Source organism: Kitasatospora sp. NPDC094028 (assembly GCF_049543595.1).
Lineage (GTDB): Bacteria > Actinomycetota > Actinomycetes > Streptomycetales > Streptomycetaceae > Kitasatospora.
Genome location: NZ_JBMVFA010000034.1, coordinates 16787 through 40752, shown reverse-complemented (window position 1 = coordinate 40752; position 23966 = coordinate 16787). Strand labels below are relative to the sequence as shown.

Below are 23966 nucleotides of genomic sequence, written 5' to 3'. Positions count from 1 at the left end.
ACCGCTTGGTCCGTACCGCCCGAGCGCCCGATCGGCGCCCGCGCCTGGTGGACGCACCCCGGCGCCGCGGCGAGGGCCCGACAACGGGCGGCCTCCCGGCAAGCACTCCCCGCGCCGAGGCAAACGGCATGTCAACTTCCCGCCCCCACCCTTGTTGACGTGACCTTGCCCTCACTACGGTCATCGAGCTCTCGGCTTGACACTCCGTCACCAGACCCCAGGAGAAACCGCCTTGCGCCTGAGAAGAATCGCCCTGCTGGTCGGCCCGGCCCTGCTCGGACTCTCCCTCGTCTCCCCCGCCTCCTCGGCCGCCGCCGGTCCGGCGCTGCCCCAGGGCACCCAGAGCGACGACACCTACGCCGCGAGCCAGGCCGCCGACGCCGTCAGCAACGTGCAGGCCACCGCGGGCGTCGTCAGCTGCTACCGCCCGGAGGCGCCGTACGGCGTCAACAGCGGCCCGGCCGAGGGCTACAGCGGCATGACGCCCTGCCCGGCCTCCGGCGCCAGCACCGGCGAGGACACCGGCGCGGCCGGCCCGTACGCCAGCCAGGCCGGCAGCAACCCGGGCTACCCGGCGGCGACGCCGATGCTGGTCAAGGGGCACTCGGAGTCGGACCTGCGGATCGACCCGACCAACCCGAACCACCTGATCGGCGCCTCCAAGTGGGTGGCCGGCGCCGAGGGTTACAACCACCTGCTGGGCTTCTTCGAGTCCTTCGACGGCGGGCACAGCTGGCCGGTCCAGGGCCACATCCCCGGCTACGAGGGCTGGACGGACAACACCGACCCGGTCGGCGCCTTCGACACCTGGGGCAACTACTACTCGCTGCTGCTGCCCTACCAGTTCTCCTACGACCCCGACGGCACCCACGACTTCAACCCCGGCACCACGGTGGAGCCCAACCCGGCCGTCCCCTCGCAGGTCATCTCGGTCGCGGTCCGCCCGCACGGCGCCACCACCGCCACCCAGTGGTCCAGCACCCACGCCGGGCACCCGGACTACGTGGCGAGCTACGACAGCGTCGGCAACGGGCCCGACAAGCAGTGGATCGCGATCGACACCAACCCGGGCAGCCCGCACCTGAACCGGATCTACGCGATGTGGGTGGACTTCCACAGCAAGACCCCGGTGCCGTACGTCGCGTACGCCGACGCCCGCCCGGACGGCACCCACACCGACTGGTCGACCCCGCAGGTGCTCCCCGAGCCGGCCGCCACCCCGCAGGGCGCCACCTACCTGCTGCCGCACGTCGCCCCGGACGGCACGGTGTACACCACCCTCACCAACTCCGACCCGGCGCACCGGTTCTGCTGCGACCAGATCTTCCTGGACGCCTCGCACGACGGCGGCCGGACCTGGTCCACCGTCTCGACCCTGCCGGGCACCATCACCCCGCCGCCCGGCTCGTACGCCAACACCACCTTCCGCGACGGCATCGAGGACACCTTCACCCTCGGCAGCCAACCGGTGAACGGCCTCTACCCGCTGTACGTCGCGTACGAGGACTACGCGACCGGCGTCGTCAACGTGCTGCTCACCGCCTCCTACGACGGCGGCGCCAGCTGGAGCGCGCCCGTCCGGGTCAACGACAACACCGCGGCCGTGGACGAGTTCCAGCCCAACCTGACCACCGGCGCGGACGGCACCGTCGGCGTCGCCTTCTACGACCGGCGCCTGGCCTGCCCCGCCGCCGGCACCGCCGAGGCCCAGGCCGCCGGGCTCGCCCTGGACACCGCCAACCCCAAGCACCCCGGCGCGCCCTACGGCGCCGCGAACTACTGCGTGAACACCAGCGCCCAGTTCTACGACCCGACGCTCAACCCGCTCGGCCACAACATCCGGCTCAGCGCGCACTCCTTCGACCCGCAGCTCGACGCGCCGGTCGAGAGCGGCAGCACCTTCATCGGCGACTACTTCGGCACCGCGATCGGCGGCGGCACCGCGTACACCACCTCGGTGACCACGTACGACGACGGCACCAACCCGGGCCACCTGCAGCAGCAACAGGTGACGGCGGTCGCGGTGCCGCGCCACTGAGCCACCCGGCTCCCCCGACCGCCCCGTCCCCCGGTGTCCGCCGCTCCGGGGGCCGGGGCACACCCGAAACGCCGCCCGTCCGGATCATTGGCCGGCCCGCCCCGGCTGGATAGACTCCCCCGCCTGACCGGGTCTCACCAACGCCCCGGTACGGGAACGGCACAGCACCACCCAGGACAGCAGGCACCAACCGCCGACCATCATGGGGGTCTCCATGCAGTTCCGCAGCAAAGCGTCGCTCGCCACCGCGACCGCGACACTCCTCCTCGCCGCCGTCGCGGGCGGCAGCACCGCCGGCGCGAGCCCGGGCGACGCGAGCACGGGCGACGCGAGCACGAACCGCGCACCACTCGCCCTGATCTCGCCCGGCGACCCGTACGCCGCCTGCGACATCAGCGGGGACGGCCCCGGCACCAACCACCCCTCCGCGGAGGACGAACCCTACGCCGCCGCCAACCCGCTCGACCCGGCCGACACGATCGCCATCTACCAGCAGGACCGCTGGTCCAACGGCGGTGCCCGCGGCCTGAGTTCGAGCTACAGCACGGACGGCGTGCACTTCACCCAGACCGCCCTGCCGTTCACCCACTGCGCGCCCGGCGGCCTGCCCTACCAGCGGGCCTCGGACGGCTGGGTGAGCTTCGGCCCGGACGGCACCGCCTACGCCAGCGCCCTGGTCTTCGACGCCACCACGGCCCGCAACGCGGTCGCCGCCGCGACCTCGACCGACGGCGGGCGCAGCTGGCAGCACGTCACCGAGCTGATCAAGGACAACGACCCGGCGATCGGCGACGACAAGAACGCCGTCACCGCCGACCCGGTGCACCCGGGCGTCGCCTACCAGGTCTGGGACCGGGTCGACCAGGCCGGCGCCCCGAACCCGGTCTTCGACGGGCCGGGCTACATCTCGATCACCCGCGACTTCGGCCGCACCTGGTCCACCGCGACACCGTTCGTGATCACCGCGACGACGCCGAACACCCAGACCATCGGCAACCAGATCGTGGTCGACCCCCGCACCGACACGCTGTACGACTTCTTCGACTGGATCACCTTCACCGACGCGACCTCCACCACGGTCAGCGAGGTGCACTTCGGCATGGTCAGCTCCACCGACCAGGGCCGCACCTGGAGCCAGCCCGTCCGGGTCACCGCCGACACCTCCGTGCCCGAGGTCGACCCGAACGCGCCCACCGACGCCACCAAGAACCTGCGGGCCGGCGGCGGCCTGCCCAGCGTGGCGATCGACCCGCAGACCGGCGAGCTCTACCTCGCCTACGAGGGCTCGGACTTCACCGGCGGCCAGTACGACGCGATCCAGCTCGTCCACTCCACCGATGGCGGCAGGACCTGGAGCAGCCCGACCCGGCTCAACCAGGCCCCCGGCGCCCCGGCGTTCACCCCGTCCATCGCGGTGACGGCCAACGGCACCGTCGCCGTCAGCTACTACGACCTGCGCTACCTCACCCCGGGCAACACCACCACCCTGCCCGGCGCCGCCTGGCTGCTCAGCTTCCCGCGCGGCGGTGAGAACAGCCCGATCGAGCGGCAGATCTCGCCGGTCTTCGACTGGCTGCAGGCGCCCTACGCCGGCGGCCACTTCCTGGGCGACTACGAGGCGCTGATCAACGACGGCCGCCAGATCCGCCCGGTGATGGTCACCGCCAACACCGACCCGGCCAACTCCACCGACGTGTACAGCGGCCGCTTCCAGCCCGGCACCCTGCGCAACCCCGCCGCCGGCGCCCCGGACGCACTGGCCGCCCCGGCGGCGCACGCGGCCGGGCCGCGCACCTACGAGCACCTGCGGCGGTAGGCGAGTAGTTCCCGGTCAGGAGGGTGTCCAGCTCATCGGTCGTCACAACCCGATGCTGGACACCCTCCCTGCGTGTCCGAAGCGGAACCGCCCGGGGGCAGCGCAAGGAGTACGAGGTGTTCCCCGCCGGGCGGCCGGCGCTCACCGGGTGGGTCAAGTGGCTCACCCAGGCCATCGCGGGTACGGCGGAAGAGCTCTGACGGTCCCTGGGGCCTTGCCAGGCCCTGGCTAGGCCCTGGCTAGACCCACCCGAGGATGATCCCCGGTATGCACAGCACGGCGAACCAGCCGGCGGCGAACGCGAACGGGGAGTACACCACGCACACGCCCACCGCCCACAGGTACGTACCCTGCGCACTGTCGACGTCGTCCTCCCTGCCCGACACCGCCAGCATCGTATGGGTCATCCCGTGAGTGCTGGAGCTTTCGTGGCGCCGGATCCGGCCGTGCAGATCGGTGAACTCGTAGGCGTACACCGTCGTGGTCACGGACCTGGACGAATGGCTGGCGCTGTTGTAGCGGCGGCTGTGCCGGGTCCGGATGCCCGCGAATCTGGCCTCGAAATGGACGCCGTGCCGCCAGACCCGCCAGGCCCTCCCCAGGAAGAGATCTGCCCCTGCGAGCATGAGGAGGGTCGCCGCCCAGAGGACGACACCGATGACGGTGCCCACGGCCGCGCCGAGGCGATGCGCGGACAGCAGGTAGAGGAACTGGGCGAGCCACGCCGCCGCCAGCACGGCCACCGTGCACCAGAACACCACCTTGCCCTTCGTACTCAGCTCGCCGGACGATTGCGCACTGTGTGGTGTCGCATCGTGCGGCTCCGCGTCCGAGAGCAGGCGGTTGACCACCTCCGCGAAGGCGAGCGCGTCGTTGCGCCCGCAGCGCACGGCCAGGACCTCCACCTGGTCGGATTTCTCGGGGACGACCTCGATGCGCAGGATGCGGCTGCGGCGGTGCTCCGGCTCGGCCGACACGCGGCGGACCGAGTCGTACGGGATCAGGCGCTGAGTCTCTCCGTCCTGCTCCCAGGCGATCCCGTCCTCGGTCAGCTGCGCCCTGGTCCGTCCGGAACGGGCGACCACCGGCGGTACTGGGGTTGCTGAGCTGCTCGACATCACTGTGCCTTTCCCCTGTCGGCCGCTGGTGATCATACGGCCGAACGGGTGAGGAAAGTGGCTCTCGACGCACACGATGGCCTGGTAAAAGGAGTTTCGAGGCGCAGGGCGAGCGTGTTGTACTGACCCGCATGGGGGTTGGCGACGGGCGGATGCGGCTGCGGGCGACGAGCCATCCTGTGGCCGATTCCGGATCCGGGCTCAGCCGGATCCTGAGTGCCGGCCCCATGCTCCGCGACACCTTCGTCCACCCGCCCACGACCCGCGTCGGGTTCCTGCACGCGAGCCGCGCCGATCTCCTCCGGCTCGGCGCCCTGTTCCGCGTCGCCGCGACGAGCCCGCACAGCGCGATCCACATCCCCGTCCCGCCGGTCGTCCCTCCGATGCCCAGCGTCATCGGCGACATCCGCCCGCTGCCCGTGCTCCTGGCCCGCGAGGACACGGGACTTCGGCCTTCCGACTGGCCGGCTCTGCGGCGCGGGATGCGCCGCGCCTCGACGCCCCTGACGGTGACCGCCCCGGCGGCGCGAACTCCCGATCGGCCCGACGACGTCCGCCGCCGGGCCGATCGCCACCCCGCCCGCTTCGCCGAGCACGCCGCGACGATCGTCATCACCGCCCGCGCCGAACTCCTGTTCTGGATCGGTGACTGGCTCACCGACGTCGGCGACCGCGTCGCCGGGGACCCGCACGTCCATCGACACGGCGAGGGCTTCCTCGGCGACATGGTCGGCTTCTTCGACCCCGAAGGCACGAACGACCCCATGCACGCGTTCTGCGTCGTCGCCGTCGACCCGATCTTCCACCGGGACCGCTGGCGGAAGCAGCGAACGGCCGAGTCGGCGGACGTCCGGAGCTCCTGACTCAAGACGCTGCACCCGCGTCGCGCTGAGCACCACCACGTCCCGCGGCGGTCGCCCGGGGCAGACCGAAGAGGCGGCGTGGATCCGGCTGCGGGCGTGCCTCGCCGGACACGCCTGGCACTTCCACGATGCACCCGCCACCGCAGGGCCGCCCGCCAATAAAGCCGCGGGGCCAGGACAGCACATAACTCGTACAGGCCTGTTCAAGATGGTGATCTTACGGTATCCCTTAACTCAGACACCATCGTTCGAGTTAGGGGACCTCCGATGGCCCACACCGCGCACCACGCCACCCACCCCGCCGCGCCGGACACCCCGGCCGACCCGCGGCGCTGGATGCTGCTCGCCCTGCTCTGCCTGGCCCAGTTCATGCTCATCGTGGACGTGACCGTGATCAACGTCGCGCTGCCGAGCATCGGCGCCGACCTGCACCTCGGCCGCGCCACCCTCACCTGGACGGTGACCGCCTACACCCTCTGCTTCGGCAGCCTGATGCTCCTCGGCGGCCGGCTCGCCGACGCCTTCGGGGCCCGGCGCCAACTGCTCACCGGCCTGGCCCTGTTCACCACCGCCTCGCTGGTCACCGGGCTCGCCGGGAACGCGACCGTCCTGATCGGCGGACGGCTCGCGCAGGGCGTCGGCGCCGCGCTGCTCTCCCCCGCCGCCCTCGCCACGCTCACCCGCAGCTTCCACGGCGCCGAGCGGACCAGGGCGCTCGGCATCTGGGCCGTCCTCGGCGGCGCCGGCTTCGCGGTCGGTGCGATGCTCGGCGGCCTGCTCACCGCCGGGCCCGGCTGGAACTGGGCGTTCTTCGTCAACGTCCCGGTGGGGCTGGGCCTCCTGGCCGCCGTCCCCCGGCTCGTCCCCGGCTCGCTCGGGTACGGCGGCCGCCGGATCGACCTGCCGGGCGCGCTGCTCGCCACCGCCGCGACCGGATCGCTCATCTACGGCCTGATCAAGGCCGGCGACACCGGCTGGGCCTCGGCCGGGACGCTCCTCCCGCTGGCCGGCGCGGCGCTGCTCTACGCCGTCTTCGCTCTGGTCGAGCACCGGGCGGCCACGCCGCTGATCGACCTGCGGATCCTCGGCAAGCGGCCGGTCGCGGCCGGGTCGTTCCTGATGCTGGTCGGGACGGGCCTGCTGCTCGGCTCGGTCTTCCTCGGCTCGCTGTACCTCCAGGAGGTGCGCGGCCTGTCCGCCCTGGCCACCGGCGCGCTGCTGCTGCCCGTCGCCGTCGCGACCGCCGTCGGCGCCCACCTCACCGCGCACCTCATCGCCCACCTCGGCGCACGCCCGACCGCGGCCGGCGGCCTGCTCGTGTCGGCGTCGGGCAGCCTGCTGCTGTCCCGGGCGGACGGCACCACGGGCGTCGTCCTCGGGCTGGTCGTCGGGGCCCTCGGCGTCATCCCCGTCTTCGTCGCCGCGACCACCACGGCGCTCGGCTTCGTCTCCCACCACGAGGCGGGCATCGCGTCCGGCCTGGTCAACACCTTCCACGAGGTCGGTGGGGCGGTCGGCACCGCGACCGCCTCCACCGTCGCAGCGGCCGGGATCGCCGCCCACACCGCCACCGGCTTCTCCGGCGCCTACACCGTGCTCGCGGCGGTCGCGGCGGTGGCGGCGGTCGTCGGGCTGGCGGTGATCCCCCGGGGCCGGGCCGACCTGCCCGCGGGCATCCACGTCCACTGAGCCCGCGCCCGCGCCCCGGGCCCCGATCCCTAGACTCCGTCCATGGCATCCGAACAGCACAGCGGCACCACGAAGGCCCGGCGGGGCGCCTCCGCCCAACCCCGCCGGGCCGACGCCGAGCGCAACATCGCCGCGATCCTCGCCGCGGCCGCCCGCTCCTTCGGCAAGGACCCCAACGCGAGCATGACCGAGATCGCCGCGGCCGCCGGGGTCGGCCGGGTCACCCTGTACGGGCACTTCTCCTCCCGCGAGGAACTGCTCGGCGAACTGATGGAGCGTGCCCTGGCCGAGGTCACCGCCGCCATCGAGGCCACCGGCCTCGCCCAAGGACCGGCCGACGAAGCCCTCCTGGCGTTCGTCCGCTCCTCCTGGCAGCTGCTCGATCGCGACCTGCGGATGCTGGCCGCCGCCCGCCGCGCACTGCCCGCCGAGGCCGTCCACGACCACCACGCCGCGATCCTGTCGGCGATGGACGCGCTCGTCGCCCGTGGCAGGGAGGAAGGGTCGATCCGGGCCGACCTCCCCGCCTCCTGGCTGCTCGATTCCGTCTACGCCCTGGTCCTGCTCGCCGGGGACCAGGTCGAGGCCGGCCGCCTCACCTCGACCGAGGCGCTGGCCGCCCTGGAGACCACCCTCGCCTCCGTCCTCCGGCCCCCGGCCCGGTAGCCCCCCCGGCGGCCCGGCGGCTTCCGGGAAACCACCGTCGTCCTGGCCCCGCCGTGATGGGATGGGCCTCCCGTGTCCGACCGTGTCCGAACCCAGGGAGGCCGCCGTGCCCGCAACCCCGCAGGAGATCTTCCAACGCTACGTCCACGCCGGGTCGTTGACCCACGACGCCGACGCCCTCGCCGAGACCTTCACCGAGGACGGCGTGTTCGAGGTACCGCTCCTGCCGGCGGACGCCGTCCTCCCCCGGCGGATGGTGGGGCGCGAGGCGATCCGGACGGCGATGGCGGCCTACTACGAGCAGCTGCCGAAGGACGGCCGGGCGCCGAACTTCGCCAAGTCCGCCTTCGTGCTGCACACCACCGCCGACCCCGAGGTGTTCATCGCCGAGATCGACACCGTCTTCGACGGCGAGGGAGGCGGCGAGGACGAGGTCGTCTCGCTGGTGCAGATCTTCCGCACCCGCGACGGGCGGATCGCCCGCCTGCGCGACTACTTCTCCCCCGCGGCGCTCGACTGATCAGCCGCCCGCCGGGACCTTCAGGCTGCCGTAGCGCTGCATCCGCTGCCAGCGCAGCCGGGACCCGGCGAGGGCGGTGAACACCGACTGGATCACCACCAGGTACATCAGCTGCCGGTAGACGAACTGCTGCAGCGGCAGGCTCCACAGCGGGCCGAGCCGTTCCTTGTCCAGGCGGAACGCGTAGGCGCCCATGAGGAGTTGGAGCAGCAGGAAGGCCGACCAGAGGCCGACGATCCGGACCGGGTCGAGGAACACCAGGCCGTACAGGGCGAAGACGTCGACCACCGGCGCGAGCAGCGGCAGCAGCACCTGGAACATCAGCAGGTAGAGCAGCCCGCGGCGGCCCAACTTGCCCGCCTGGCCGCCCTGGACGAGCGCGCCGCGGTGCTTCCACATCGCCTGCAGGGTGCCGTAGCACCACCGGTAGCGCTGGCGCCACAGCGCGCTGAGGGAGGCGGGGGCCTCCGTCCACGCCTTGGCGTGCTCCTCGTAGACGACCCGCCAACCGGCCCGGCAGAAGGCCATGGTGAGGTCGGTGTCCTCGGCGAGGGTCTCCTCGCCGACGCCGCCGACCGCCAGCAGCGCGGAGCGGCGGAAGGCGCCGACCGCGCCCGGCACGGTGGGCATGCACTCGGCCAGGTCGAACAGCCGGCGGTCCAGGTTGAACCCGACGACGTACTCGATGTGCTGCCAACGCCCGAGCAGGCCGCCGCGGTTGATCACCTTGGCGTTGCCGGAGACGGCCCCGACCGAGGGGTCGGCGAACGGCTGGACGAGGTGGCGGACGGCGTCCGGCTCGAACACCGTGTCGCCGTCGACCATCACCAGCAGCTCCGCCCGCGCGGCCGCGATGCCGGTGTTCAGCGCGATCGGCTTTCCCGCGTTCTCCTGCCGGATCACCCGGGTGTACGGGAGGTTGAGCGATTCGACCAGGTCGGCGGTGCCGTCCGTCGACCCGTCGTCGACCACGATGATCTCCACCGGGTGGTCGGAGGCCAGCAGCGAGCGCAGCGCGGCCTCGATCCCGGCGGACTCGTTGTACGCGGGCACGATCACGCTCACCGGTTCCGTCACCGGCGGCCCCCAGGCGCGGCGGCGCAGCCGCTTGTGCCGGAACGCGGCGACCAGCACCGCGACGGCCCGCAGCACGCTGATCGCGCCCGCCGCCCAGAGCAGCCATCCGAGCACGGTGAGCGCCCAGTCGCCGCTCCGGAGGATCCAGATCAGCGCGACCCCCTGGAAGCGGTCCGCCGTACCCGCCCGGTGGACCGGGTCGGCCAGGCCGACCGCCTCGCTGACGGTCGCGAAGTGCAGGCCGCGCGCCTTGAGTTCGGGCAGCAGCGTCTGCAGGGCGGCGACGGTCTGCGAGCGGTCGCCGCCCGCGTCGTGCATCAGCATGATCTGGCCGGGGCCGTGCGGGGCGGCGTCGAGGTTCTTCACGATCTGCGCGACGCCCGGCCGCTGCCAGTCCTCGCCGTCCTGGGTGGTGAGCACGGTCAGGTAGCCGTCGTGCCCGGCCTGCCGCACGGCGTTCCATTCGCGGTCGTCCAGGGCGTTCGCGCTGGAGGAGTACGGCGGGCGCAGCAGGGAGCTGGTCACCCCGGCCGATCCGGCGAGCGCGAGCTGGGTCTCGCGCAGTTCCAGTGACCGGCGCCAGCCGGGCGCCGGGCCGAGGTCGGTGTGGGTGAAGGTGTGCACGCCGATCTGGTGACCCTCGGCGACGATCCGCCGGACCAGGTCGGGGTGCTCGGCCGCCTGGGTGCCGACCACGAAGAAGGTCGCGTGCACGCCTTCGTGGCGCAGCACGTCGAGCACCTTCGGGGTCCACTGCGGGTCGGGGCCGTCGTCGAAGGTGAGCGCGATGGTGCCCGGCTTGGGGCCGGCGCTGCGCGGCTGCGGGCCGGCGGCGTCGATCACCGGGCCGCCGTCGCGGACCGCCGCCGGCACGCCGTCCGCGGCCGAGGGCGTGGCGGCCTGGTCGGGGCGGTCGTCGAAGCTGTGCTGGGTGTAGCCCTGCAGGACGAGGGCGCCGGAGAGGGTGAGCAGCAGGGCGGTCAGCAGGAGCCAGTGGGTGCGGACCGGGCCCTGCCGGACCACGCCGCGCCGACCTCGGCGGGAGGAGGCGGCTGCGGGGGCGCTGGAGGCGGGGGCTCGTCGGCGGCGGGCGGCGCTCATGGTGCTGCTTTCGGAGGTTCGGGGTGGTCCGGGGAACGGTCGGGCTCGGGGCTCGGGGCCCGGAACTCAGGGCTCAGGGCCCGGAACTCAGGGCTTGGGCCTCGGGGCTCAGGGCCCGGAGCTCGGGCCTCAGGGCTTGACGGGCTTGCCCGGCGGAGCGGTCGGCCGGCCGTGCGTGGGCACCGGCGCGGGCGTGCCGACCGGCGTGCTGTTCGGCGGTGCCGCGGGCGTGGTGGCCGGCGCCGGCGCGCCGGCGGCGGCGGGGGCGCCCGCCGTCCCGGGCCCGTGCCCGGCCGGAGCCGCCGCGCCGGCGGTCACCGGGTGCTGGCCGCTCGCCTGGCCGGTGCCGCCCTGGTGGACGGGTGCGGCCGTGCGCGGCGCGCTCGGCTGGGCCGCGGCCTCCGGGGCGGCGGGCGGTGCGTCGGAGGGCGTCGCCTCCGGAGCCGGTGCGCTGGGCGCGGCCGGTTGGGGCAGCGGCAGGAACGGCGCGTTCACGGTCGGGCCGCCGAGCAGGGTACTCACCAGCAGCACCAGGTACCCGCCCGCCGGCACGGCCGCCACCGCTCCGAGCCGCCGCATCCGCCGCTGCCGCCGCCCGGACTCGTCCACGAACACCGGCGGGGGCGCCTCCTCGACCGGTTCCGTGCCGGCCGGTCCCGTGACGGCCGGCAGCTCGACGGTCGGTGCCCCCGCCGCCAGGTCACCGTGGGCGAGCACCTCGGTGGGCGCTTGGTCGGCGATCGGCCACGCATGGTCCAGGTTGGCGGTCACGGCATCGAGTCCAGGGAGGTAGTCGGTTCACAGGCCTGCCCGAGCGCGCCGGTCGGTCGACGGATGCACGGGTCGTATGGTTCAGCGCCGCCGCCACGCGTCCCGTCACACCGTTCCGGAAGAAACCGAAAAAAGGTGTGGCCTCACGCCCGGGCGAGCACGACCGTGACCGTCGCGGTTCCGCCGGCCGCGCCGCCGTCGACCGCGGCCGGCTCCACCCGGTCGAGCACCAGCCCCAGGCGGTCGAATGACGGCACGAGGACGGCCGGCGTCCAGATCGTGTCGAAGACGTCCGAGACGACGCACCGGATCCGCCCGTCCGGCCGCTCGACCGGCACCATCGCCGTGCGGTGCAGCAGGCCGGTCGCACCGTCGAACCGCATCGACCAGTGAATCAGCCGCGCCGCGCCCGCGGTGTCCCGGAAGGTGTCCAGGGTGTAGTGCCCGTCCAGGTGCGCCAGTTCCTCCCGGGCACCGTCCGCGAAGATGCTCAACCCGATCCGGCCGCCGGGGTTGAGCAGGTCCCGGGCCCGCGCCAGGAGTGCTTCCACGTCGGACAGTTCGGTGAATCCGTTCAGCGAGCAGTCGGCGACCAGCACGGCGTCGAAGGTCTCGTCGAAGCGGTGCTCGACGGCGTCGCCGCGAATGAGCGTGACACGCCCCGCGGCCCGGTCGGCCGGGCTGATCCTGGCGGCCGCGCGGTCGAGGGCCGGGCGGGAGGTGTCGATGCCGACCAGGCGGGCACCGGCGGTGTTGGCGGCGAGGTCGGCCAGGACCCGGCCCATGCCGCAGCCGATCTCCAGCACGGATCCGTCGTCCGGCACGGTGGAGCGCAGCGCCGGGAGGTCCCACTCGGTCTCCCCGGACCGGGCCTCGAAGTCCCGTTCGTAGGCGTCGAACAGCGGCGAGTCGAAGTAGTACCGGTCGATCCGGACCTCGACGTCGCGGGCCCGGAGCAGGCGGTCGAACGGCGGCAGCAGGGTCAGCTCGACCTGGTCGTTGCGGGAGTAGTCAGCTCTCATCGTGTCCTCCTGATCGGGCCGGCGGCAGAGCTGTGGTCCAGAGCACGCGGGTGCGCCTTTCCCCCGACTGCACGACGATGACCTCGCGGCTGAGTTCCGTCAGGCCGGTCGCGCGCAGGAACGCGCCGCCGCCGGTGTTCTCGGCGACGTGGCAGTCGACCCGCAGCCGGGTGGCACCCCGCTGCGCGGCGAGGTGGTCGGCCGCGCCCCGGAGCAAGCGGGTGCCCAGCCCACGGCGCCGGTACCCGGGGTGCACCAGGAGCATCCCGACGACGCCCTCGGCGGGCGTCGGGTACCCGCTGAGGAAGTCGATCGCCGCGACCAGCGCCGTGCCCGACCACACGCCGAGCAGGTGCTTGTCGGCTTCCGGCACGTACTGCAGGCCCTCCAGGAACTGGCTCTGCGCGTCCGCCGCGCCGGTGGGCAGGCCGAAGGTGACCCGGGCGTAGTCGTCGCACGCCTCCATCAGGCCCTGCAGCGCCCCGCCCGAGTCGAAGTCGAGCGGCGCGACCCGGTGGCCGGGCATCCGGAAGCTGTCCTCGATCACGCGTCGGCCTCCGACAGGCTCAAGTCGAACGGGTCGGGCTGCGCCCGCGGTGTCGGGTCGGCCGGGGGACGGACGATGCCTACCAGGCCGAGCGTCAGGCTGGACAGCACGGCGACACTGCCGGCGACCAGGTACACCGCCCGGCTCGCGTGCTGGGCGAACGGCGTGACCGTCACGATCCCGACCACGATCGCCGCGTTCACCCCGGAGAGGAAGACGCCGAACGCCCGGGGGGCCTGCCGGGGGCCCGCCAGGCGGTAGATGGTCGCGCGCAGACTCGCATTGAAGACGGCGTTGGCCAGCCCGCCGAAGACGAACAGGACGACCAGCGTCACCAGACGGGGCAGCGCGCCGGAGCCGGCGTAGGCGAGCCCGATGACGAGTCCGGCCAGCGACAGGCGGGCCACCGCCGCAGTCCCGCCCAGCCGGGCGGCCACCAGCCCGCCGGCCAGGATGCCGACCGCCCAGGCCGCCGTCGCGAGACCGTACGCCTGCGCGGCGTGCGGCACGTGCTCCCGGACGAGGAACACGAAGGCGACGTCGGTACCGGCGGTCGCGGCGATCACGAGGAAGACCGCGGCGACGATGAGGAGCACCGGGCCGGACAGCCGAACCGCGGGCACCTGCGGGGTGACCGGCTCCGGCCCGGGCTCCGGGGCGGGTGCCGCCGTGGACCAGTGCGCCAGTCCGTAGGCGCTCACCGCCAGGAAGCTGGCCGCGTCGATCGCCAGCGCCGGACCGGCACCGACCGTCGTGTACAGGGCCGCGCCCAGCATCGGGCCGACCAGCATGGCCACCGAGGACATGGTCTGCGACAGGCCGTACGCCTGTTCCGGCTCTCCTCGGTGGAACACCGGAAGGCTCGCCGTCAGGGCCGTCGCGCTGACCGTGCCGACGACCGCGAGCAGGACGACGAGCGCCACTGTCGGCCCGACGGCCCCGGCCGCCACCAGCCCCACGGCGGCGGCCGCCTGCGCGAGGGCGGCCGCCGCGAGCACCCGGCCCGGCGGACGGCCGACCAGCCTGGCGCCGACCCAGGCCCCCAGGAGCACGCCGGGCAGCAGGTTGGCGATCTGCAGGAGCGCCACGACCAGGGGCCCGTGGTCGGCCAGCTTGAACGTGAGCACGAACGCCGCGATCTCGTCACCGGCCGCCGTGACGAACAGGACGAGCAGCAGCCGTGCCGTCCCGGTTCGCCGCCGCCGCACGGTCATCAGCCGTGCCCCGGCACCACGTCGATCGCCCGCCAGCTGCGCAACCGGTAGAGCACGGCTGCCACGACCTCCGCGCTGTCGCCGGCGAGGGCCTCGGCCGAGCGGCCGGTCACGACCTCACCGGCGTTGAGCATGTCGATGAGTTCGGCGACGGCAGCGCTGCCCGGCACGGTGACCGCGTGCCCGTTCCCGGCGACGATGGTCCGGGTGCCGTTCGTGGTCGGGCGGTACAGGACCGGGAATCCGTGCAGGCACACCTCGTCGTCGCCGTCGACCGGCTCGACGTCGAAGGCCGGGAACGGGTGCCCGAAGCCCTGTGCGCTCACCCGGCGGAGCCAGCGGGACGTCAACCGGTCGCGCACCCGGTCGACGTCCATCGCCGCCCAGGCGTCCACCGCGTTCCGGACCGCGTCGGGCAGGGCCGTGCCGTGGCCGTCCTCGCGCCGGTTGTAGAGGCCGGAGGAGTCGACCGGCCCGACCTTCGACCGGAGGTCCGCGGCCACCGTGGCGATGAGCGCGTCCACCGGATCGCCGTCGAAGAACAAGGCGATGTTGAAGGTCGCCGAGGCTCGGGCGGGTGAGACGCCCACGTGCCAGAACCGGGCCGGAAAGTACCCGACGTCGGTGGTGCTCGCGACCAGCTCGACGGCCCGGTCCTCGGCTCCGGCCCAACTGGGCGTGTTCACCGGGAGGTTGTCGCTCCGGTCGGGCGGCCAGACGAGGATGCTCTTCGTACCGGAGAGACCGAACATGAAGTTGCCCGCGTCGTCCTGATGGATGCCGACCGGAGTTCCGGCGTACCGGCCGATGAAGACGTCCGTGTCCGCGAAGCCGCAGGTCATGCCACCGAGTTCGCGCCACAGGCCCTCGACGAACCGCGCGCCGCGCTCCCACAGCTCGAAGCTGGCCGAGTGCAGCCGGCTCATGCCGAGGTTCCATTCGCGGTCGCCGGCCCACGCGTCCACCCGCCGGAGGTAGCCGTCGACGGAGCCGTCCGAGTGCCGGGGCAGGTAGGGGCTTTCCGCCAGGTCCGCCTTGGAGCCGTCGGCCCACAGGCGGACCAGCGGACCGTCCGCACGGGGCGGGGTGGTGGCGGCCCGGACGAGCACGTCGAAGAACCAGTCCTCGCCCAGCGCCAGGTCCACCGGGGGCGGGCCGACCGTCGTCGCGCGCTGCTCCCAGGTCTCGGCGACGAACTCCCGCCAGAAACCGGCGATTCGGTCGGGCACCCGTACGCCGCTCGTCATCGTCATCCGTATCCTCACCCGGCTCGTCGGGAAGTGGTGAGCACCTGCTGATCGACCAGCAGGACGAGGTCCTGGGTCGCCATCCCGCGGACCGCGCGCCACCAGCGGGCGGGGTCCTCCGCGCCCTCGGGCCCGGGGGCGCGGCCCAGCCCGTCCCAGAGGAGGTAGGCAGCGGCGTTGAGCCGGACCTGACGGCCGGTCGCCGCATCGACCATCTCCACCAGTTCGCCGTCCGCCGACATCGCGGCGCGCCAGCCCCGCACCGGCAGGGCGGCGACGGTGCCGTCGTGGTCGGTGGGTGCCTCCGTGTACGCGTCGATCTCCAGCGCGCCCAGTGCGGCCAGGCGGGCCAGTTCGGCGAGGGCGTCGAGCGCGGCCACCCCATCCGCCACCAGGGTGTCCAGGACGTCGGCGACCGTGCCCGTGGAGGCGGCGAGGCCGGTGAGGACCGTCCGCCACGCGGGCGAGCCGGACACCAGGGCATCGGCCCGGGGGCTGTGGACCCGGACGCCGTCGCTCCGCTGCCGCCACCCGATGTCGGCCGCCGGCCGGACCGCGGTGTCGCGGCTCGGCCGGAACACCCGCGCCGGGAGCGGGCCGTGCGGCTCGGGGATTCCCGCGGCGTGGACGCAGCGGAGGAAGGTGTACTCCTCCGACTCCCCCACCAGCCGCTGGTGCTGGAACGGGGCGTCCGCCGTCGCCCACCGGTCGACGTCCGTACCGGCCGACGCCCGGGCCGCCGCGGCCTGGTCGAGCCCGTCGACCACGTGGTAGTCGGCGCTGAGCGCCAGGTCCTCGCCGGCGGGAGGCGGGACGACCCGCACGCCGAAGGCGTCGGGGTCCGTCCCCACCGGCGACAGCAGATCGAGCACGAACGGGCCGTTGACCGAGGTCGAGTACGGGATTCCGTACTCCTCCCGGGACCGGCGCAGCGTGTCGTCGACGAACCGGGCGGTGCGCTCGGCCTCGTCGGGACGCTCTCCCGGGAAGCCGGTCATGCAGAACAGGTGCACGGGGACTCCGGCGCCGAGCAGGGCGTCGATGTTCGGCGCCACGTCTTTCACGTCGACGCCCTTGCGCATGAGGTCGAGGACGCGCTGGTTGTACGACTCCAGCCCCAGGTCCAGCCGACGGCACCCGGACCGGTACAGCAGGTCGGCGAGGTCCGGGGTGAGGCCCTTCGCGAACCGGGTCTCGCCGTACCAGCGCAGGTCGGAGTCCCGGCGGACCAGTTCGGCGCCGACCTCGCGGAGGGTCCGCTGCGTCATGATCTCGTCGACGAACATGAACGTCCGGGTGCCGTAGCGCTCGCTGAGGTGTTCCAGTTCGTCGGCGACCGCGGTGGCCTCCCGGTGCCGGAAGCGGTTGCTCGCGAACGGGATGGAACAGAAGGCGCAGTCCCAGGCGCAGCTCCGGGAGGCGAGCACCGGGAGCACCAGGCCCGGCGCCAGGTAGGCGTGCAGGTCGTAGTCGTCGAAGTCCGGTGCCGGCAGGGAGTCCAGGCGCACGTCGCGCGGACGGGCCCGGGTCAGGCCGTCCGCCGTCGCCCGGACCAGGCCGGGCACGTCGGTCCGCCCGTCGCCGAACAGGTTCTCGCACAGGGCGACGATCGCGTCCTCGCCCTCGTACAGGATGAAGTCGTCGACGAGGTCGAAGAACGGGTTCCGGCCGGTCCACCGGCCCACCACCCGGGTGATGAAGTTGCCGCCCATCGTGATGTGGACGTCGGGCCGCAGTTCGCGGACGATCGCCGCGACCGTCATGGCGGCGATGAGTTGGGTGTCCGCGGAGACCGATATGCCGACCAGCTTGATCCGGGGGTCGTCGAGGTGGGGCGGCAGCAGCCGCTCGAAGCTCCATCGGTAGGGATTGCGGTCGGGGTCGCGACTGGCCAGCAGCACCTGGTCGGTGGAGCGCTCGCTGTAGAACTGGCGGTTCGCCGACAGGTCGCCGCGGAAGCCGGGGAACGCGGCCGAGTGGCAGATGAGCGCGTTCCGCACGGTCGCGACCGCCGACCGGAACCGGTCGTGGTCGAAGAGGACGGACGCGTCCCCGGTGAGCGACTTCCAGGCTCCGTCGACGTCGCGTTCCACCGAGGGCAGGAGGACGTCGGCCAACGCCCGGATCGAGGCGTCCTCGGCGGCGGGCGATCCGCCGGCCAGGCGTTTCCCGGCTTCGCCCACCCCCTCGCCCGACAGGGTCCAGGCCATGTGGCGCGCGCTGAGATCCAGCGCCCGGACCGGCCAGCCGTGCCGCCGGAGCACGCCGGTGAGCAGCGGGACCGCGAGGTGCGGCGCGTAGACGTTCCAGAGCGGCGGATTGATCAGCAGCGTCGTCGGCCGCTCGTTCATGTGCGCGTCCCCCGTCGTCGTGATGAGCAGCGGCAGGCCCGAAACAGCCACTGCGGTGCCGGAGCACCACAGTGGCTGCCGGCAGACCGCGGGGTCAGAGAGTCTCGCTCTCCTCGTCCGCCAGGACGGCGTCCTTCGGGACCGCGAACGGCGCGTACTTCGAGGTCCGGATCTGCGGGTCGAGCGTGGTCACGCTCGGCTCCTCGTTGTCCTCGGCCGCGATGGCCTTGAGTCGATCGAGGTCGATCTTCTTCACAGTTCTTCCTCTCCTTTCGTGTGATCGGACTCGTGCACTTCCTCGACAAGCCCCTTGGCCAGAAGGTCGCGCAAGCCTTCCTCGACCATTGCGCGGGCTTGCTCACCCCGGCCCGGCATGACGTCCTGCAGGGCGCGGGCGATCTCCTCGGCACTGGTCTGCTGGCACAGCTCCAGGAGCAGCCAAGAATTCGAGTTCAGCCAGTGCAGTGCCGGCTTGTCCGGCGTGTAGGCCATGGCCGCGTGCCACGGTTCGTACGGGCGCAGCCGGAGGCGACTGTTCTGCCGGTAGAGCACGGTCATCATCAGACTCCCGACATCGCGGCCGGCGCACCGAACGGCAGGTCCACGATCCGCGGCGGCAGCTCGGTCAGGTCGACCCCGCTGTTCATGTGCTCGCAGTACGGGTCCGGCGCGTCCCAGGTCCCGTTGAAGGCGAACGCGGTCGACCGGCAGCCGCCGACCCGGTTCTCGTCGTTCTCGGAGCACTCGACGCATCCGCCGGGTGTCGACGCGGCCCGGACCGCCCGGTAGGCGGGATTCCGCCAGGTCTCCATGAATGACATCCGGCGCACGTTCCCGTAATTCGCGAAATCCCGCAGGTACGGGCAGCCGATGCTGTTCCCGTAAGCGTCGACTGCGCTCATCTGCCAGCAGCAGTTGGGGTCCTTCGGATGCCACGACTGCATGAGTTGAATGCCGTCCGGAACGACCAGCGAGTCGAGCGTGGCGATTTGCCTCGACAGCGGGAGGGAGAGTTCCTTCCAGTTCTTCCGGGCCATTCCGAGCGGGTACAGCCGGAGGACTCCGAGTTTGTCCGCACCGATGTCCGCGGTGAGGTTCAGGAGTGCCTGCATCTCGTGGTGATTGCGGCGGTTGAGAATGGTGGAGATGTACGTCGTGACGCCGGCCTCGACGAGGTGGCGGGCACCCCGGAGCGCGCGCTCGAAGGCGCCGTCGACTCCGACCAGGCCGTCATGGGTGCCGGCCGTGGCGCCCTCCAGGTCCACACAGACGATGGCGGCGTTGGAGTCCTTCAGCCGCCGGGCGGACTCGGCGGTGATCAGCGTGCCGTTGGTGCGCACCATCGTGAACGCCATGGGCGTGGCGAACTCGACGAGGTCGAGGAAGTCCTCGCGGAGGAAGGGCTCGCCCCCTTCCAGGAAGACGCTGTTCAGGCCCAGGTCGAACATCTCCTGCAGCACGCCCTGCATTTCCGCGAGGGTCATTTCCTGACCGTTCGGATCCGGGACGTCATAGGCGAAAAGACTTCGGAGATTCGAACGCTTGGTGGGCTGGACCCACAGCGTGAATGGTGCCGCCATTTGAACGACCACAGAAATCCACGTCCTCCCCGTAAGCATGGATGTGAGCCATCGGGAAGGGTAGTAGCCGCGCCGAGAACATGTCAACGCATCAGACCAGGGTGCGATCACCCGATTTATCGCCACCCACCCGCGGTTGCCGCGACCCGAATCCCACCGGCCCCTGTTTTCCCTCCGGAAACACCAGGCGATTCCGGAACGGCAGGAAAAGCATCATTCGCCACCCGGGCGGGGGCGGGAGGATGTCACCCACCCGGGCCAGCCGCCCCCTACGTCACCTCCCCCGGCGGCCGGGAAGGTGCCACCCCGGTCCCTCGCCCGTCGTTGGCGTTCGACATACAACAGCACTTATACAAGTACTGTTACGCTTCCGCCATGGCTGACGACGACCCCTCCCCCGACCCGACCCAGCAGAGCCTGTGGCGCCCCCTGCGCCTCCTCCAGGCCTCGATGGACGCCGACATCGGCCGGCTCTACACCGAGGCCCGGGTCGAGGGGCTCAAGCCGAGCTTCGTGATGGAACTGCTGCGCCTGCACGCCCTCGGCCCGATGACCATCACCGAGCTCGCCGAGTCGGTCGGCCGGACGCACTCCGCGCTCAGCCAGAAGGTCGCCGCGATGCGGGCGGCCGGGTGGGTGGAGACCGCCCCCGGCGAGGACGCGCGCAGCAAGAAGGTGACGCTCACCGAGCGGGCGCGCGGGGTCGTCGGCCGGCTGGCGGCGGAGTGGCGGGCGACCGAGGCGGCGCTCGCCGACCTGGAGGCCGAGATCCCGTACCCGCTGAGCCGGGTCGTCACCGACCTCGAACGGGCGCTGGAGCGCCGGAGCTTCCACGACCGGATCGCCGAGAAGCTGGCCGAGGACCCGTCGTGGAACGCCTGAGGGGCGCACTGCTGGACGTGACGCCGCTGCGCGCGTCCCCCGTCTTCCGCCGGCTGTGGGCGGGGCAGGCGCTGTCCTGGTTCGGCAGCCAGATGACGCTGGTCGCCGTGATGTTCCAGGTGTGGGAGGCGACCCGCAGCACCGCCTGGACGGGCGCGGTCGGCCTGGCGCAGGCGCTGCCGCTGGTCGGGCTCGGACTGTTCGCCGGATCCCTGGCGGACCGGGTGGACCGCCGCGCGCTCTACCTGGTCACGACCGCCGGCCAGGCCGGGTGCTCGCTGCTGCTCGCCCTGCAGGGCGTCCTCGGCCGGCTGCCGGCCGGCGGGGTGCTGGCGCTGGTCGCCGCACAGGCCTGCTTCGCGGCCGGGAGCGGCCCGGCGTCCCGGACGTTCATCCCGCACCTGCTGCCGAAGGAGCAGCTGGCCGCCGGGCTGGCGCTGCGGATGATCGCCTTCCAGGGCGCACTGCTGCTGGGCCCGGCGCTGGGCGGGCTGATCGTCGGCTGGTGGGGCGTGGGCGCCTGCTACCTGGTCGACGCGCTGACCTTCCTCGCCGCCTGCTACGGCGCGCTCGCGCTGCCCCGGCTGCGGCCCGGGGACGAGCCGGCCCGACCGGGGCTGCGCGGGATCGCGGACGGGCTGGCGTTCCTGGCCCGGACGCCGGTCGTGCGCGGGGCCCTGCTCACCGACCTGGCGGCCACCGTCCTCTCGATGCCGATCAGTCTATTCCCGCTGGTCAACGCGGAGCGCTTCGGCGACGACCCGCGCACGCTCGGGTTGTTCCTGACGGCGCTCGCGGTCGGCGGCATCGCCGCGTCACTGCTCTCCGGGAGCTTCACCCGGCTGCCCCGGCCGGGCCTGGTGATGCTGGGCGGTTCGGCGGCCTGGGGCGCGGCGCTCGCGCTGTTCGGCCTGGCCTCGAACGCGTGGGCCGGGCTGGCGTTCCTGGCCGTGGCCGGCGCCGCGGACACCGTGGCGGTGGTGTCGCGCGGCACGATCGTGCAGACCCACACGCCGAGCGGCATGCTCGGCCGGGTCGGGGCGGTCGAGCAGATCGTCGGGCAGGCGGGGCCCGATCTCGGCAACCTGCGGGGCGGGCTCGTCGCACACGCCACCTCGGGCACGGTGGCCGTGGTCACGGGCGGGCTGCTCTGCCTCGGCGCCGTCGCCGCGATAGGAGTCGGCACCCCCGGCCTACGACGGGCAGTGGCCGCCCGCGAAGCGGTGGCCCAGTGACCGGGAGTTCATCGGTCGCCCGATGAACTCCCCTTTCATGTCGGCGAGTTTCGACCCCCGCTAGGTGGCAGCCGAGAGCATGCGGAGGTGGGCCTGAGCGGCAGCCAGCGTGTAGAACCGGCGGATCCGGCGAGCGGAGCCCGGGGCGCGGAGGTAGTCGTGGCGCCGGTGGTCCCAGATGCCCCAGCATTCGAGGAGGAGGAAGTGGGGGCTGCGGAAGTCGATGCAGCGGGTCTCGTAGCGGAGGCGGGGGCTCACGTCGCGGGCCTCTCGTTCTTGTGGATCCAGGCCTGGGCGTGGTCGTAGGAGTAGAAGCGCAGCGGCTCGGGGCGCGGCGGGAGGGCCTTGACGAGGTCGCCGGTGCGGTGGTCGCGGACGACCCAGACGGGGAAGTCGACGCCGGCCGGCGGGTCGGCCGGGACGATCCCGTAGCGGCCGGCGGTCATCGGGCGGCCACCTGGACGAAGCCGCCGGCCTTCTCGACCTGCCGGGAGAACTCGTCGAACTCGCCGGTGATCGGGGAGATGGTCGACCTGGCCGGGACGAGGATCGCGCAGGCGGCCTTGCTGCGGACACGCAGCAGGGCCGCCTGGAGCATCGGCCGGCGCTCGGGCGACAGAACGTCGACGGAGTCGTCCACGACGATCAGGGAGACGCCCCAGTGGAAGGCGAGCGCGTAGGACTCACAGGCGCGCAACTCGCGCTCGGGGAAGGTGGATCCGGTCTTGGCCAGGTAGACGACCACCTGGAGCCGGTCGGTGAAGCTGTCGAGCCTCGGGTTGCTGATGGGGGTGTCGAGGGACATGGGTGTCTCCATGGTTGCGCATCGCGCCCGGAACCTCACCGGGCGTAGCCATGGTGGCCCGCCGGGTCGTACGATCTCTAGGCCTCAACTTTCACGGTTGTATCGAGTGACAGGCGTGGGTTCATCATGGAACTGCAGGAAACTGATGCGTCGTCATCACCGGCGGTCCGCTTCGGCCAGGAGCTTCGCAGGTGGCGCCGATCGAGGAGGTGGTCCCAGGCCGAGCTCGGTCGGCGCATGGGATACAGCCACGGCCTGGTCTCGTACGTCGAACGGGCTAAGAAGCCTGTGACCTTAAAATTCGCGGTGGCGGCCGACCAAGTATTCGAGGCCGGTGGCGTCTTCAAGGAGTTGTGGCGACGAATCTCGAACGCCAGTCTGCTGGAAGGATTTGCCGAGTTCGCGGATGCCGAGTCGCGTTGCAGGAAGCTCAGGACCTTCGAGTTGGGAGTCATCCCCGGCCTCATACAGACCTTGGACTATGCCGCGGCGCTCGAAGCGGGGAGTGTCCGCCGGGGCACCATCACCAAGGAACAGGCAGACGGCCGAGTTGATGTTCTGGCACGGCGTCAGAAGCTCCTGGAGAAGGACTCACCACCGATCATCCATGCTGTGCTCGATGAGAGTTGCCTTCTTCGAACTGTAGGTGGGGCGGAGATCATGGGACCTCAGTTGGATCATCTGTTGGCGCTGGCTGAGCGCCCGAACATCACGATCCAGGTGGCGCCCTTTCGCCTTGGCGAGCAACGGCCTTTCCTCTTACCGGTGGTGTTGTTGACGCTCCCGGACAGGTCTGTGGTGGGCTACGCAGAGTCCCACTCACGAGGCCATCTGGAACGGGGGCGAGAGAGCCTTGCGTACTGGGAAGAGGACTACGATCACCTGAAGGTGGAGTCGCTGGACACGGTGACTTCGCTCGCCATGATCCGCGCTGTTCGGAAGGAACTTCAATGACGACCCTTGACCTGGTCGGCGCTCGGTGGGTGAAGAGTCGCCACAGCGGCAACGGCGGCAACTGCATCGAGATCGCACCTGACTTCTCCGGCGTGATGCCCGTTCGTGACTCGAAGGACCCCGATGGGCCGGTACTCGTCTTCCCCTCCGAGGCCTGGCAGGCCTTCGTCACCGCAACCGCCACCGGCGAATTCGGCAACCCCTGACCTCGGCCACTGCCCGGAAGGAACCTCAATGACGACCCTTGACCTGGTCGGCGCTCGGTGGGTGAAGAGTCGCCACAGCGGCAACGGCGGCGAGTGCATCGAGGTGGCGCCGGACTTCACCGACGTCACGCCCGTCCGTGACTCGAAGGACCCCGATGGGCCGGTACTCGTCTTCCCCTCCGACGCCTGGCAGGCCTTCGTCACCGCAACCGCCACCGGCGAATTCGGCAACCCCTGACCTCGGCCACTGCCCAGAAGGAACCT

25 protein-coding genes are annotated in these 23966 nt (G+C 72.2%); 11 read left to right on the top strand and 14 right to left on the bottom strand.

What is annotated here, in order from left to right; translation table 11 throughout:
* The first annotated feature begins 232 nt into the window (after positions 1-232).
* Together ACPC54_RS34040 and ACPC54_RS34035 are read left to right on the top strand one after the other, a co-directional pair.
* A complete protein-coding gene (locus ACPC54_RS34040; RefSeq protein ID WP_498970320.1) occupies positions 233-2038 on the top strand; it encodes a sialidase family protein in 1806 nt (601 codons plus the stop codon).
* Positions 2039-2252: 214 nt separating this feature from the next.
* Positions 2253-3854, top strand: a complete 1602-nt coding sequence (locus tag ACPC54_RS34035; RefSeq protein ID WP_498970319.1) for a sialidase family protein — start codon at positions 2253-2255, stop codon at positions 3852-3854.
* Positions 3855-4093: 239 nt separating this feature from the next.
* Here the strand turns inward: ACPC54_RS34035 and ACPC54_RS34030 are convergent, their stop codons facing one another.
* Entirely contained in the window at positions 4094-4939 is an 846-nt protein-coding gene (locus tag ACPC54_RS34030; protein ID WP_498970318.1) for a hypothetical protein, read from the bottom strand.
* 260 nt (positions 4940-5199) lie between these two features.
* Here ACPC54_RS34030 and ACPC54_RS34025 point away from each other — a divergent pair, with 260 nt between their 5' ends.
* From ACPC54_RS34025 to ACPC54_RS34010, 4 genes are all read left to right on the top strand, one after another.
* Positions 5200-5835: a hypothetical protein gene (locus tag ACPC54_RS34025; protein WP_498970317.1), complete on the top strand. Its 636-nt coding sequence runs from the start codon at positions 5200-5202 to the stop codon at positions 5833-5835.
* A 267-nt stretch (positions 5836-6102) separates the two neighbouring features.
* Entirely contained in the window at positions 6103-7524 is a 1422-nt protein-coding gene (locus ACPC54_RS34020) for an MFS transporter (protein ID WP_498970316.1), read from the top strand.
* Positions 7525-7566: 42 nt separating this feature from the next.
* Positions 7567-8190: a TetR/AcrR family transcriptional regulator gene (locus ACPC54_RS34015; protein ID WP_498970315.1), complete on the top strand. Its 624-nt coding sequence runs from the start codon at positions 7567-7569 to the stop codon at positions 8188-8190.
* 106 nt (positions 8191-8296) lie between these two features.
* Entirely contained in the window at positions 8297-8710 is a 414-nt protein-coding gene (locus ACPC54_RS34010; RefSeq protein ID WP_498970314.1) for a nuclear transport factor 2 family protein, read from the top strand.
* On the opposite strand, the gene ACPC54_RS34005 is transcribed toward ACPC54_RS34010, so the two are convergent.
* The 10 genes from ACPC54_RS34005 to ACPC54_RS33960 form a co-directional block, all read right to left on the bottom strand.
* A complete protein-coding gene (locus ACPC54_RS34005) occupies positions 8711-10888 on the bottom strand; it encodes a bifunctional polysaccharide deacetylase/glycosyltransferase family 2 protein (RefSeq protein WP_498970313.1) in 2178 nt (725 codons plus the stop codon). It lies immediately after the preceding gene.
* Between the two features lie 129 nt (positions 10889-11017).
* Positions 11018-11659: a hypothetical protein gene (locus ACPC54_RS34000; RefSeq protein WP_498970312.1), complete on the bottom strand. Its 642-nt coding sequence runs from the start codon at positions 11657-11659 to the stop codon at positions 11018-11020.
* Positions 11660-11802: 143 nt separating this feature from the next.
* Positions 11803-12681 carry a class I SAM-dependent methyltransferase gene (locus ACPC54_RS33995; protein ID WP_498970311.1) on the bottom strand — a complete coding sequence of 293 codons (879 nt, stop codon included), beginning with the start codon at positions 12679-12681 and terminating at the stop codon, positions 11803-11805.
* Entirely contained in the window at positions 12671-13228 is a 558-nt protein-coding gene (locus ACPC54_RS33990; RefSeq protein ID WP_498970310.1) for a GNAT family N-acetyltransferase, read from the bottom strand. The genes ACPC54_RS33995 and ACPC54_RS33990 overlap by 11 nt, the downstream gene beginning before the upstream one ends.
* A complete protein-coding gene (locus ACPC54_RS33985; RefSeq protein ID WP_498970309.1) occupies positions 13225-14442 on the bottom strand; it encodes an MFS transporter in 1218 nt (405 codons plus the stop codon). Before ACPC54_RS33985 ends, ACPC54_RS33990 begins: the two co-directional genes overlap by 4 nt.
* Complete coding sequence (locus tag ACPC54_RS33980) at positions 14442-15695, bottom strand: hypothetical protein (RefSeq protein WP_498970308.1); 1254 nt, start codon at positions 15693-15695, stop codon at positions 14442-14444. The genes ACPC54_RS33985 and ACPC54_RS33980 overlap by 1 nt, the downstream gene beginning before the upstream one ends.
* Positions 15696-15703: 8 nt before the next feature.
* Positions 15704-18040, bottom strand: a complete 2337-nt coding sequence (locus ACPC54_RS33975) for a B12-binding domain-containing radical SAM protein (RefSeq protein WP_498970307.1) — start codon at positions 18038-18040, stop codon at positions 15704-15706.
* Positions 18041-18134: 94 nt separating this feature from the next.
* Positions 18135-18296: a hypothetical protein gene (locus ACPC54_RS33970; RefSeq protein WP_498970306.1), complete on the bottom strand. Its 162-nt coding sequence runs from the start codon at positions 18294-18296 to the stop codon at positions 18135-18137.
* Positions 18293-18598 carry a PqqD family protein gene (locus ACPC54_RS33965; protein WP_498970305.1) on the bottom strand — a complete coding sequence of 102 codons (306 nt, stop codon included), beginning with the start codon at positions 18596-18598 and terminating at the stop codon, positions 18293-18295. Before ACPC54_RS33965 ends, ACPC54_RS33970 begins: the two co-directional genes overlap by 4 nt.
* A gap of 2 nt (positions 18599-18600) precedes the next feature.
* A complete protein-coding gene (locus ACPC54_RS33960; RefSeq protein ID WP_498970370.1) occupies positions 18601-19620 on the bottom strand; it encodes a radical SAM protein in 1020 nt (339 codons plus the stop codon).
* Positions 19621-19995: 375 nt separating this feature from the next.
* Here ACPC54_RS33960 and ACPC54_RS33955 point away from each other — a divergent pair, with 375 nt between their 5' ends.
* Positions 19996-20502, top strand: a complete 507-nt coding sequence (locus ACPC54_RS33955; RefSeq protein WP_498970304.1) for a MarR family winged helix-turn-helix transcriptional regulator — start codon at positions 19996-19998, stop codon at positions 20500-20502.
* Positions 20490-21737, top strand: coding sequence for an MFS transporter (locus ACPC54_RS33950; RefSeq protein WP_498970303.1), 1248 nt, complete (start codon positions 20490-20492; stop codon positions 21735-21737). Before ACPC54_RS33955 ends, ACPC54_RS33950 begins: the two co-directional genes overlap by 13 nt.
* 60 nt (positions 21738-21797) lie before the next feature.
* Here the strand turns inward: ACPC54_RS33950 and ACPC54_RS33945 are convergent, their stop codons facing one another.
* From ACPC54_RS33945 to ACPC54_RS33935, 3 genes are read right to left on the bottom strand one after another with little or no spacing between them, the layout of a single operon-like run.
* Complete coding sequence (locus ACPC54_RS33945; RefSeq protein ID WP_498970302.1) at positions 21798-21995, bottom strand: hypothetical protein; 198 nt, start codon at positions 21993-21995, stop codon at positions 21798-21800.
* On the bottom strand, positions 21992-22183 hold the full coding sequence (locus tag ACPC54_RS33940; RefSeq protein ID WP_498970301.1) for a hypothetical protein: 192 nt from the start codon (positions 22181-22183) through the stop codon (positions 21992-21994). The genes ACPC54_RS33945 and ACPC54_RS33940 overlap by 4 nt, the downstream gene beginning before the upstream one ends.
* Positions 22180-22542, bottom strand: a complete 363-nt coding sequence (locus ACPC54_RS33935) for a recombinase family protein (RefSeq protein WP_498970300.1) — start codon at positions 22540-22542, stop codon at positions 22180-22182. The genes ACPC54_RS33940 and ACPC54_RS33935 overlap by 4 nt, the downstream gene beginning before the upstream one ends.
* 126 nt (positions 22543-22668) lie before the next feature.
* On the opposite strand from ACPC54_RS33935, the gene ACPC54_RS33930 reads away from it, so the two are divergent.
* Genes ACPC54_RS33930 through ACPC54_RS33920 form a run of 3 tightly spaced genes read left to right on the top strand, consistent with a single transcriptional unit; the run spans position 22669 to position 23940 of the window.
* On the top strand, positions 22669-23496 hold the full coding sequence (locus ACPC54_RS33930; protein ID WP_498970299.1) for a DUF5753 domain-containing protein: 828 nt from the start codon (positions 22669-22671) through the stop codon (positions 23494-23496).
* Positions 23493-23702: a DUF397 domain-containing protein gene (locus tag ACPC54_RS33925; protein ID WP_498970298.1), complete on the top strand. Its 210-nt coding sequence runs from the start codon at positions 23493-23495 to the stop codon at positions 23700-23702. The genes ACPC54_RS33930 and ACPC54_RS33925 overlap by 4 nt, the downstream gene beginning before the upstream one ends.
* A 28-nt stretch (positions 23703-23730) precedes the next feature.
* Positions 23731-23940, top strand: coding sequence for a DUF397 domain-containing protein (locus tag ACPC54_RS33920; protein ID WP_498970297.1), 210 nt, complete (start codon positions 23731-23733; stop codon positions 23938-23940).
* The last annotated feature ends 26 nt before the right edge of the window (positions 23941-23966 follow it).